This window comes from Bradyrhizobium sp. Mp19 (assembly GCF_029952935.1).
In the GTDB taxonomy this organism is placed as follows: Bacteria; Pseudomonadota; Alphaproteobacteria; order Rhizobiales; family Xanthobacteraceae; genus Bradyrhizobium; species Bradyrhizobium elkanii.
Genome location: NZ_JASAUT010000049.1, coordinates 48,511 through 59,361 on the forward strand (window position 1 = coordinate 48,511; position 10,851 = coordinate 59,361).

Below are 10,851 nucleotides of genomic sequence, written 5' to 3' on the forward strand. Positions count from 1 at the left end.
CACCGCTGTATGTTGTTGGAGCAAGCTGTGGCCCCAGTTTGGCAAATCAACGGGCATTCGGGGTAATGGGTCCCGGCCTTCGCCGGGACGACACTAATTTATGGGGCCGCTTGCCCCATGCCGTCATTCAGCCAGCAGGCGACCTGATGCGCCAAGCCGGCCGCCTGAAGCACCGGGCGTTCGGTCTTGCAGCGATCCATCGCGTAGCGGCAGCGGGTGTGGAATGCGCAGCCTGACGGTGGATTGATCGGGCTCGGGACATCGCCGTCGATCAGCGGCGCGGTTCGCTTGGCCTTGGGGTCGGCGATCGGCACCGAGGCGAGCAGCGCCTGCGTGTAGGGGTGGCGCGGATTGGCGAACAGCTCGTGCTTGTCGGCGATCTCGACAATGCGGCCGAGATACATCACCGCGACGCGGTGGCTGATATGCGCGACAACAGCGAGATCGTGCGCGATGAACAGATAGGAGAAGTTCTGCTGGCGCTGCAGGTCGATCAGCAGATTGATCACCTGCGCCTGGATCGAGACGTCGAGCGCGGAGACCGGCTCGTCGCAGACGATCAGCCGCGGCCCGAGCGACAGCGCGCGCGCGATGCAGATGCGCTGGCGCTGGCCGCCGGAGAACTGGTGCGGGAAATTCTTCATCTGGTCGGGCCGCAGACCGACCTGCTGGAACAGTTCCGCGACACGCTCCTGCTTCTTCGCGCCGGTCGCAAGGTCATGCACGGTGAGGGGCTCGCCGACGATGTCGCCGGCCGTCATGCGCGGGTTGAGCGAGGCGAACGGATCCTGGAACACGATCTGCATCGAGCGCCGGTATGGCCGCAGCGCCGTCTTGCTGAGCGGCGCGATGTCCTCGCCATCCAGCTTGATGGCGCCGCTGGTCGGCTCGACCAGCCGTAGCACGGTGCGTGCCACCGTCGACTTGCCGCAGCCGGATTCGCCGACCAGCCCGAGCGTCTCGCCGGTGCCGAGCGCGAAACTGATGCCGTCGACCGCATGCACGGTGCCGACCTGGCGGCGCAGCACACCGCCGCGCACCGCGTAGTGCTTGACGAGGTCGGTCACCTCGAGGAGCGGGCGCTGTTCGGTCATGACGCCTCCGCAATCTCGCCGGCGCGCCAGCACGCGGCCCAGTGATTGCTCTTGATCTCGTCGAGCGGCGGATATTCCTGACGGCAGCGGTCGACCGCCAGCTTGCAACGCGGCGCGAAGGCGCAGCCGGGCGGCAGCTTGGTCAGCGACGGCACCATGCCGGGGATTTCGGTCAGCCGCGCATCGGTCTTCGCGCCGAACGCGATCACCGCCGGCATCGACGCCATCAGCCCGCGCGTGTAGGGATGCAGCGGCGTCTCGAACAAAGCTTCGACCGTCGCCTCCTCGACCTTCTTGCCGGCATACATCACGATCACGCGCTGCGCGGTTTGCGCGACGACGCCGAGGTCGTGGGTGATCAGGATCAGCCCGGTGCCGAGCCGCTTTTGCAGATCGACGATCAGTGCCAGGATCTGCGCCTGGATGGTGACGTCGAGCGCCGTGGTCGGTTCGTCCGCGATCAGGAGCGCCGGCCGGCACGCCAGCGCCATCGCGATCATGGCGCGCTGGCGCATGCCGCCGGAGAGCTGATGCGGATATTCCTGCGCGCGGCGCTCCGGCTCCGGGATGCGCACCAGCCGCAGCATGTCGACGGCCTGCTTCCAGGCCTCCTTGCTGCTCACCTTCTGGTGCAGCCGCACCGCCTCGATGATCTGGTCGCCGATCCGCATCACCGGATTGAGCGAGGTCATCGGCTCCTGGAAGATCATCGAGATGCGGTTGCCCCTGATGTCGCGCATCGCGGCATCGTCGAGCTTCAACAGATCAGTGCCCTCGAGCGTCACCGAGCCGCCGACGATTCGGCCGGGCGGATCGGGCACCAGCCGCATGATCGACAGCGCGCTGACGCTCTTGCCGCAGCCGGATTCGCCGACGATCGCCAGCGTCTCGCCGCGACGGACCGAGAACGAGACGTCGTCGACCGCGCGGAACAGGCCGGAGTTGGTGAAGAACACCGTCTGCAGGTTCTTCACGTCGAGAATTGTATCGAGCGTCTTGGCCTCGCTCATCAGCCGCGCTGCCTCGGATCGAGAATGTCGCGCAACGCGTCGCCGAACAGGTTGGTGCCGAACACCGCGAGGCTGATCGCAATGCCGGGGAAGATCACCAGCCATGGCGCGGTGCGGACATATTCGGCGGCGGATTCGGACAGCATGCGACCCCAGGACGGATAAGGCTCGGGGATGCCGAGGCCAAGGAACGACAGCGACGCTTCGGTCAGGATGGTCGAGCCGAGCTGCGCGGTCGCGAGCACGATCAGCGGCGCGATGGTGTTGGGCAGCACGTGGCGCAGCGCAATCCGCGTCTCGCTCATGCCGATCGATTTGGCGGCCTCGACGAACGGCTGCTCGCGCAACGCCAGTGTGTTGGCGCGGATCACGCGCGCGACCGTCGGGATCAGGGGAATTGCGATCGCCAGGATCACGTTCGGCAGGGAGGGACCGAGCGCCGCGGTCATCACGAGTGCGAGCACCAAGAGCGGCAGCGACTGCAGGATGTCGGTCACCCGCTGGAACACGAGGTCGACCCAGCCGGAGAGATAGCCGGAGGCAAGGCCCACGATCACGCCGAGCGTGGCGCCGAGCGTCGTCGAGCCGATGCCGACCGCAAGCGAGATCCGGGCGCCATGGATGATGCGGCTCCAGACGTCGCGGCCGAAGGAGTCGGTGCCGAACCAATGCAGCGCGGACGGCGCAGCCAGCCGGTGCGCGGAATCGACGCTGAGCGGATCGTAGCGGCTGATGACGTTAGCGAAGATCGCGGTCAGCACGAACAGCAGCATGATGACGAGGCCCACCGTGCCGAGCACGTGGCGTTGCGCGAGGAACGCGAACCGTCCCCAGCCGCCGGTGGCGTTGGCCCCGGCACGTCGCAATTCGCTGTCGAAATTGATCGTTGCCACGCGCTCAGTCTCCAAACCGGATACGCGGGTCGATTGCTGCGTAGAGCATGTCGACGATGAAGTTCACGACCACCACCACGACGGCGATGAACATCACGAGGTTCTGCACGATCGGATAGTCGCGCCAGCGCAGCGCCTCGACCAGGAAGCGGGCGATGCCGGGGATGTTGAACACGGTCTCGGTGACGATCAGGCCGCCGATCAGGAACGCGGCCTCGATGCCGATCACGGTGATGACCGGCAGCACCGCGTTCTTCAGCGCGTGGTGATAGTTCACGGAGGCTTCGGAGGCGCCCTTGGCGCGCGCCGTGCGGATATAGTCCTGGCGCAGGATCTCCAGCATCGACGAGCGGGTGATGCGCATGGTGAGCGCCGCGCTGCGAAAGCCGACCGCCATCGCCGGCACGGCATAGATGGTCAGCGCCTCGAGCCAGGTTTTCGGGTTCGGATTGAAGATCGGCATGGTGCCGAACAGCGAGACCGAGGCCATCAAAATCAGCAGGCCGAGCCAGAATGACGGCAGCGACAGGCCGCTGAGGCTGACGACGCGCAGCGCATAATCGAGCCGTGAGCCCTGGTGGACGGCGCTGATGACACCGAGCGGAATGCCGATCGAGGCGGAGAACAATAGCGCCAGTCCGGCAAGCCGCGCCGTGATCGGAATCCGCGGCAGGATTTCCTCCAGCGCCGGCTTTTCCGAGACGTAGGAATAGCCGAGATCGCCGTGCAGCAGGCCGCCGATCCAGTGCAGATACTGGATCACGATCGGCTGGCTCAGGCCGAGCTCGCGCTCGAGATTGGCCTTGTCTGCGGGATCGACGAAGCCCGCGGCGTCGAACAGGATGTCGACGATGTTGCCGGGAACGACGCGCAGCAGCACGAAGATGATGACCGAGATCCCGAACAGGGTCACCAGCATCAGGAACAGCCGTCGCACGATATAGGCAAACACCCTGGCTCTCTCCCTGATCTCGCTTGTGTCTTGTCTTGCGACGCGTTTCTTGACGCGAACCGGTATTCACTTCGCTCGAAAACGCTACGCCTACTTGTCCAGCCAAACGTCTTCGTAACGATAGCCGTTATAGGAGCTGTTGGACATGATCGTGACATTCTTCACGTAAGGCTGCCAGCAGGTGCCGGTGCGGGCATGGAAGATGATCGGACGCGCGACGTCTTCCTGCAGCTTCTTGTCGATCTCCCAGACCAGCTTCTTGCGCTTGTCGGTGTTGGTCTCTTCCGACTGCTGGTCGAACAGCTTCTCGATCTCCTTGTTGCAATAATTGGTGTAGTTCCGCTCCGAGCCGCAGGCATAGTTCTCGTAGAACGACTGGTCGGGCTCGTCGACGGCATTGCCGGTGAGGTTGAGGCCGAGCGAGTAGTCCTTGCGGGCGATCTTCGGGAACCATTGCGCGGTGTCGACGACGTCGAGCTCGGCGTCGATGTAGATGCTCTTGATCTGGTCGATCAAAATGATCGCGGGATCGCGATAGACCGCGATGTTGCGTGTCGAGACCTTGATCTGCAGGTGCTTGTCTGGGCCGTAGCCCGCCTTCTGCATCAGCTTGCGGGCTTCCTCGCGGTTCTTCTCGATGTCGGGACCGTAGCCGGGGATCTGCTCCAGCATGTCCTTCGGCATCGCCCACAGCCCGTCCGGTGCCGGCTCCATGGTACCGCCGATGTCACCCTGGCCCTCGAACATGATCTGGATGAACGCCTTGCGGTCGAGCGCCAGCGCTAGCGCGCGGCGGATGTCGAGATTGTCGAACGGCGGCGCGGTCGAATTGATGATGATGTTGGTGGAGACGTTGTTCGGTTCCACCACGCAGACCGCATTGGGCGCCTGCGACTTGACGTCCTTGAGCAGCGGGATCGAGACCTCGGTCGGGAACGTCATATCGAACTTGCCGGAGACGAAGCCGAGGATCGCGGTCGAGCGGTTCGGGATGATGGTGAACTCGATACCGTCAAGATAAGGCAGGCCCTTCTTGAAGTAATCCGGGTTCTTGGTGAGCTTGATCGATTCGTTGGCCTTGAACTCGACGAACTTGAACGGGCCGGTGCCGACCGGCTTGGTGCGCATCTCGGCGGGCGACACATGGCAGGGATAGACCGGCGAATAGCCCGAGGCGAGCAGCGACAGCAGGGCGGGCTGCGGCCGCTTCAGCTTGAACGACGCCTCATAGTCGCCGTTGGTCGTGACCTCTTCGACTTGCTCGTACCAGGACTTGCGCGGGTTCTGCCGGAACTTCTGCTGCGACTTGCCCATCAGCATGTCGAAGGTGCATTTGACGTCGGCCGCGGTGAACGGCTTGCCGTCGTGCCATTTCACGTCATTGCGCAGCTTGAAGGTCAGCGTCTTGTTGTCGCCGCTCCAGGCCCAGCTTTCCGCAAGCTCGGGCCGGATCGTGCTGGCGCTGTTCTGGGCGATGTGCTGGTCGAAGATGACGAGATTGTTGAAGATCGGCATGAACGGAACGTTCAGCGAATAGGTCGCGCCCTCGTGGATCGAGGCGCTGCCCGGACTGTCGCGGTGATAGATCCTGAAGATGCCGCCCGGTTTCGGCTCGGCTGCGCGTGAAACGTCGCTGATGATCAGCACAGACAACAACACCGCGACGGCCAGCGCTTGCACGCTCCGCATGGTCCCCTCCCACATTTCGGTCTCAATGGCCGATTGGCATCGACGATACCACGGTGAGGCTGTCGGGCAACCAGCGAGGATCGCGCGGGGATTGGCAATTCGGATGACCCCACAACATTAAAATTTCCGCGGATCGGGAATAATGGCTGTGATAGCGGGGAACCCGGGTTGTTTTGCTATGCAGCGGCGAAACTCCGTTTGAATTCGGTTGCCGCCACTGACGCGTGCGGTGTGAAATGATTCGCAATCAGCGACAGTTTGTCGCCGACGTTTCGCACGTTATCTTGTCCCGTCATCCTGAGGTGCGAGCGGAGCGAGCCTCGAAGGATGCACGGCCCGGCCGGTGGCCGTCGATCCTTCGAGACGCGCGCAAGAGCGCGCTCCTCAGGATGACGGTACGACAGGCGCAGCAGCGCCTCACTCCGCCGCCTGCGGCGAGGACAGGTGCATGTTGGCGACGCCATCGGCCTCGGTCGCCGAGATCGTGGTGCGAATCATCAGGCGGCCCTCATGCGCCGGCCAGGGGCGGCCGCGATGCATGGTGGCGCGGTTGTCCCACATCACGACGTCGCCCTGCTTCCATTGGTGCAGATAGCTGACGCCGGCCGCGGTCGCGGCTTCGGTCAATTGCTCGATCAGCGCCTTGCCGGCCTCGGCATCCATGCCCTCGACGCCATAGGCATGGGAGGCGAGATACAGCGCGCCACGGCCGTTGACGGGATTGCGCCAGACCATGCGCCAGCACACCGGGGGCAGCGCGTCGACTTCATCCGACGTTGCAAGGCCGGTGGCCACCTTGCTGCGCGAATGCGCGTAGGAGTGCCAGGCGAACGCGTTCTCCAGCCGCTTCGCCGTGTCCTTGTCGAGCCGCTCGAAGGCAAGCCGCATCGAGACGAATTCGGTCTCGCCGCCATGCTCCGGGATGATGCGGGCGGACAGGATCGAGGTCAGCGCCGGCACCCGCTTGAAGGAGGAATCGGTGTGCCAGAGCTGGTTGGCCCTGGCGCGCAGCTGCTGCCGGTGATCGGATGGAACCACCTTGCCGTCGGGCCCGAAGGTCGAGAGGATCACGAAATGCGAGCCGGTGCCCATCGAGCCGACCTTGGTCACCTCGGGCGGACCGAACCGGCGCGAGAAGGCGAGCTGGATGTCGTCGCTGACCTCCTGGCCGCGGAACACCAGCACCGAATGTTCCTCGAACGCCGCGCGCACCGCCGCATAGGCGGCATCGCTGGCGGCAACGTCTGACAGCGTGACGCCGCGCAGCTCGGCACCGAATCCCGGACGCAGTGGGATCACTTCCATCGCAAGTCCTCCCTTTTCTTTGTTGTTGAGGCGAGGTTAGGGGAAAAGCCCGCGATCGGCAACGCGGCCCGCGGCGCCTCAGCCCATTGCGATCAGATTGTGCCGCGTGCGCCGGTCCGCGACCTCGATGCGATGTGTGACGAAGGCGAACAGCGCCCAGCTGGAATGGAAGGCGACACCGGCCAGAATCACGATGGTTCCGGGAATCGGACCGATCGAAGCGCGGTCCAAGATCGCGCTCATCGTGGTCAGCGGCAGCGGGTGGATCGCCAGCTTGCCGTAATAGGCGATGGCCTGGATCGCGAAGATCCAGCCATAAGTCCGTCGCAGGCGCCGGCCGATCGCTCTGACATAGCTGATGTGATAGCTGGGGCGGCGGTAGTCGTTGGCGAGCAGGTCGGTCCAGGCCGCATTCGGCGACAGCCCCTCGCCGCGGATCATCGGTGCGTAGAAATCGGTTTCGAGCAACCGCGCCCGGGCGCGCCAGACGTTGAAATAGCGATAGCGCCGCGCCTCGAATAGCAGGAATACGGTCACCAGCAGTCCGACCAGGACCATCGGCAAGGGCGAGGCTTCCGCACTGCTGTAGGTCGCCGACAGCGCGATCCCGGTCGTGACCACCGCCCAGTTGGTCGAGCTGTCGAGACGGGTGCGCCAGACCGTGCTGCGATAGACCTCGCCACGATAGAGATGGGCGAGTGCACCGATCTCGGCGGCAGTGAATTCGAGCCTTCCGGCCTGCACCGGCTCCGGCTCGCGCGGCTGGGGCGATGGCATGGCGGCCTCCGGCGAAGCTGGCTTGCGATCCCGGAGCATAGCGCGAAATCCGCGCGACCGGCGAGTCCGTTGCGTCCGCCGGCTTGGATTGGCAGCATCAGTCCGGATGCCGCTCACACGATCCGCGAGGTCTTGTTGCCCCAATAGCGGTCACGCAGCAGGCGCTTGTAGAGTTTGCCGGTCGGCAGCCGCGGCAGCTCGGCCTCGAAATCCACCGAGCGCGGCACCTTCTGGCGCGACAGCGCGCTGGCGCAGAACGCGATCAGTTCCTCGGCGAGCTCCGGCCCCGGCGCGATGCCGTCGACCGGCTGCACCACCGCCTTCACCTCCTCGCCGAGATCGACATTGGGCACGCCGAACACCGCGGCGTCGGCGACCTTGGGGTGGGTGATCAGGAGGTTCTCGCATTCCTGCGGATAGATGTTCACGCCGCCGGAGATGATCATGAAGGTGGCGCGGTCGGTGAGATAAAGGAAGTTATCGTCGTCGACATAGCCGACGTCGCCGACCGTGCTCATGCTGCCGTCCGCCGAGCGCCCCTCGCTGGTCTTGGCGGGGTCGTTGAAATATTCGAATGGCGTGGCGGTCTTGAACCACACGGTGCCCGGCGTTCCCTTGGGGCAGGGCTGCATGTTCTCGTCAAGGATATGCAGATCGCCGAGCAGGACCCTGCCGACGGTGCCGCGATGCGCGAGCCACTCCTCGCTGTTGCAGGCGGTGAAGCCGAGCCCCTCGGTGGCGCCGTAATATTCGTGGATGATGGGACCCCACCATTTGATCATGTCGTCCTTGACCAGCGCCGGGCAGGGCGCGGCGGCATGGATCGCGATCTCGAGGGTCGACAGATCGTAGCGGGCGCGAACCTCCTCGGGCAATTTCAGCAGACGCGAGAACATGGTCGGCACCAGCTGGCTGTGGGTGATGCCCCATTTCTCGACCAGCTGCAGATAACGCTCCGGATCGAAGCTCTCCATGATGACGACCGTGCCGCCCATCCGGATGGTGAGATTGACCGCGGCTTGCGGCGCCGAGTGGTAGAGCGGCGCCGGCGAGAGGTAGACCATGCCCTCGCGGTAGTGCCAGAGCCTGGTCAGGAAATCGAACAGCGGCAGGTTCTGCGACGGCGGCTGCTCCGGCAGCGGCCGCACGATGCCCTTGGGCCGGCCGGTCGTGCCGGAGGAATACAGCATCGCGGTGCCGGCATATTCGTCCGCGATCGGCGTTGACGGCAGGTCCGCGGTGGCCTGTTGCAGCCCGACAACGCGATCGCTCTCGCTTTCGCCGTCGACCACGATGCAGAGTTCGACCTGCGGACACTCCTTCAGCGCCTCGCGCGCGATGTCGAGCTTCAGCCTCGAGGTGATCAGGATCCGCGACTGGCTGTTGGTCAGGATGTAGGCGAGCTCGCCCGCGGTGAGGTAGGAGTTGACGCAGGTGAAGTAGAGCCCGGCGCGCTCGCCGGCGCCGCAGGCCTCGAGGTAGCGGTTGTTGTTCTCCATGAAGATCGAATAATGGTCGAGCCGCCGCAGCCCCTGTTTGCGGAACAGATGCGCGAGCCGGTTGGAGCGTGCCTCGAGCTCACGATAGGTGACGGTCTCGCCGGTCCCGGCCATGATGAAGGCGGGTTGCAGCGGGCGCAGGTAAGCATGCTTGCCGGTGTACATCGAACGTCACATCCCCCTTTATCGTGATCTAGATTCTTGTTTTGACGCGTTTTCTTCACGCGAACCGGTACCCACTTCGCTCGAAAACGCTCTATGCAGCCATCTCCAGAATCTCGCGAACTTGGGATGGATCGTCGATCTTGCGCGGATTGCGCGGCACCCAGGGCGTTCGCATCGCTTGCGTTGCGATGCGGTCGAAATGCTCGGGGCCGACGCGCACCTCGTGCAGGCTGCGCGGCATGCCGAGGTCGTGGATGAAGCGGTCGAGCACGTCGCCGGCGTCCGCGCCCGCATGCCCCATTGCGGCCGCGACCAGCGCCTGCCGGTCGGCATTGTCGCGCTTGTTCCAGCGCATCACCGCGGGCAGCATCACGCACGAGGTGTAGCCGTGCGGCACGTCGAACTCGGCGCCGAGGACGTAGCCGATGCCGTGGCTCGCACCCATCGGCACGCCCGAGGCGAGCGGGCCGGTGGAGAGCCAGGTGCCGATCTGGCAATCCATCCGCGCCGAAATATCCTTCGGGTTGGCTTTCACCCGCGGCAGGCCGGCCGCCAGCATCTCGAGCCCTTTCAGCGCCTGCGCGTCGCCGTAAGGATGCGCCTCGCGCGAGCAGATGCCTTCGACGCAATGATCGACGGCACGGATGCCGGTCGACAGGAACAGCCATTCCGGCGTGTGCACCGACAGTTCCGGATCGAGGATGGTGGCGCGCGGCATCACCAGCGGATGGCGCAGCATCTCCTTCTGCCGCTTGGCCTCGTTGGTGACGCCGGCGATCGACGAGAACTCGCCGCCGGCGATGGTGGTCGGCACGCTGATCTGGCGCACGGTCGGCGGATTCATCGCGGGCGAGACGCCGCCATGGGTGCGGATCGTCTCGATGCCGTCGGACGTCGTGACGTTGTTGGCGAGGCAAAGCTGCACCGCCTTGGCGCCGTCGGTGATCGAGCCGCCGCCGATCGTGACGATCAAATCCGCTTTCGCGCCGCGCGCCTGCTCCGCCGCCGCGATCACCGCGGCGCGGGGCGTATGCGCCGGCATCTTGTCGAACGTGCCGACGCAGCGGCGCCCAAGCGCCGCGCGGACCTTCTCGATCTCGTCGGTCTCGCGGTTCAGCGTGCCCGACACCATCAGAAAGGCGCGCTCGGCGCCAATCCGGTCCAACTGCTCGACGATGGCCTCACGCGCGGGCCGCCCGAACACGACCTCGTCCATGGCGCCGAATACGACACGGCCTCGATGCACGCGCCTGTCCTCCCTCAACACGGTCCGCCTTGCTGGCGGCGCTTTGCCGGGAGGTTAGCGGAGGAAGGCGGGGCCGTCATCAGGGTCCTGCCGGTGGTTTGATACGGTCGCGCCGCCCATTCCGCTGTCGTCCCTGCGAAAGCAGGCAACTGTTATGTTGGTTTGGTCTGCAGGTAGGGCTTTCGGTCTCGCATCATGGCATTGAGGACCGTCAGCAGCTT

Annotated in this window: 9 protein-coding genes; all 9 read right to left on the reverse strand. The window is 64.9% G+C overall.

Going from position 1 to position 10,851, the window contains the following annotated elements:
* Positions 1 to 98 precede the first annotated feature (98 nt).
* Entirely contained in the window at positions 99 to 1,094 is a 996-nt protein-coding gene (locus QJT82_RS35075; RefSeq protein ID WP_028341497.1) for a dipeptide ABC transporter ATP-binding protein, read from the reverse strand.
* On the reverse strand, positions 1,091 to 2,104 hold the full coding sequence (locus tag QJT82_RS35080; protein ID WP_028341496.1) for an ABC transporter ATP-binding protein: 1,014 nt from the start codon (positions 2,102 to 2,104) through the stop codon (positions 1,091 to 1,093). The genes QJT82_RS35075 and QJT82_RS35080 overlap by 4 nt, the downstream gene beginning before the upstream one ends.
* Positions 2,104 to 2,997 (reverse strand): ABC transporter permease, encoded by an 894-nt coding sequence (locus QJT82_RS35085; RefSeq protein WP_028341495.1) that lies wholly within the window; start codon positions 2,995 to 2,997, stop codon positions 2,104 to 2,106. Before QJT82_RS35085 ends, QJT82_RS35080 begins: the two co-directional genes overlap by 1 nt.
* 4 nt (positions 2,998 to 3,001) lie before the next feature.
* Positions 3,002 to 3,949, reverse strand: a complete 948-nt coding sequence (locus QJT82_RS35090; RefSeq protein WP_028335293.1) for an ABC transporter permease — start codon at positions 3,947 to 3,949, stop codon at positions 3,002 to 3,004.
* 90 nt (positions 3,950 to 4,039) lie between these two features.
* A complete protein-coding gene (locus QJT82_RS35095; RefSeq protein WP_028341494.1) occupies positions 4,040 to 5,638 on the reverse strand; it encodes an ABC transporter substrate-binding protein in 1,599 nt (532 codons plus the stop codon).
* Between the two features lie 417 nt (positions 5,639 to 6,055).
* Positions 6,056 to 6,943 carry a TauD/TfdA family dioxygenase gene (locus QJT82_RS35100; protein WP_028341493.1) on the reverse strand — a complete coding sequence of 296 codons (888 nt, stop codon included), beginning with the start codon at positions 6,941 to 6,943 and terminating at the stop codon, positions 6,056 to 6,058.
* A gap of 78 nt (positions 6,944 to 7,021) precedes the next feature.
* Positions 7,022 to 7,759 (reverse strand): DUF2270 domain-containing protein, encoded by a 738-nt coding sequence (locus QJT82_RS35105; RefSeq protein ID WP_028341492.1) that lies wholly within the window; start codon positions 7,757 to 7,759, stop codon positions 7,022 to 7,024.
* 74 nt (positions 7,760 to 7,833) lie between these two features.
* A complete protein-coding gene (locus QJT82_RS35110) occupies positions 7,834 to 9,384 on the reverse strand; it encodes an AMP-binding protein (RefSeq protein ID WP_028341491.1) in 1,551 nt (516 codons plus the stop codon).
* Between the two features lie 91 nt (positions 9,385 to 9,475).
* Positions 9,476 to 10,630 (reverse strand): iron-containing alcohol dehydrogenase, encoded by a 1,155-nt coding sequence (locus QJT82_RS35115; protein ID WP_028341490.1) that lies wholly within the window; start codon positions 10,628 to 10,630, stop codon positions 9,476 to 9,478.
* Between the last annotated feature and the right edge of the window lie 221 nt (positions 10,631 to 10,851).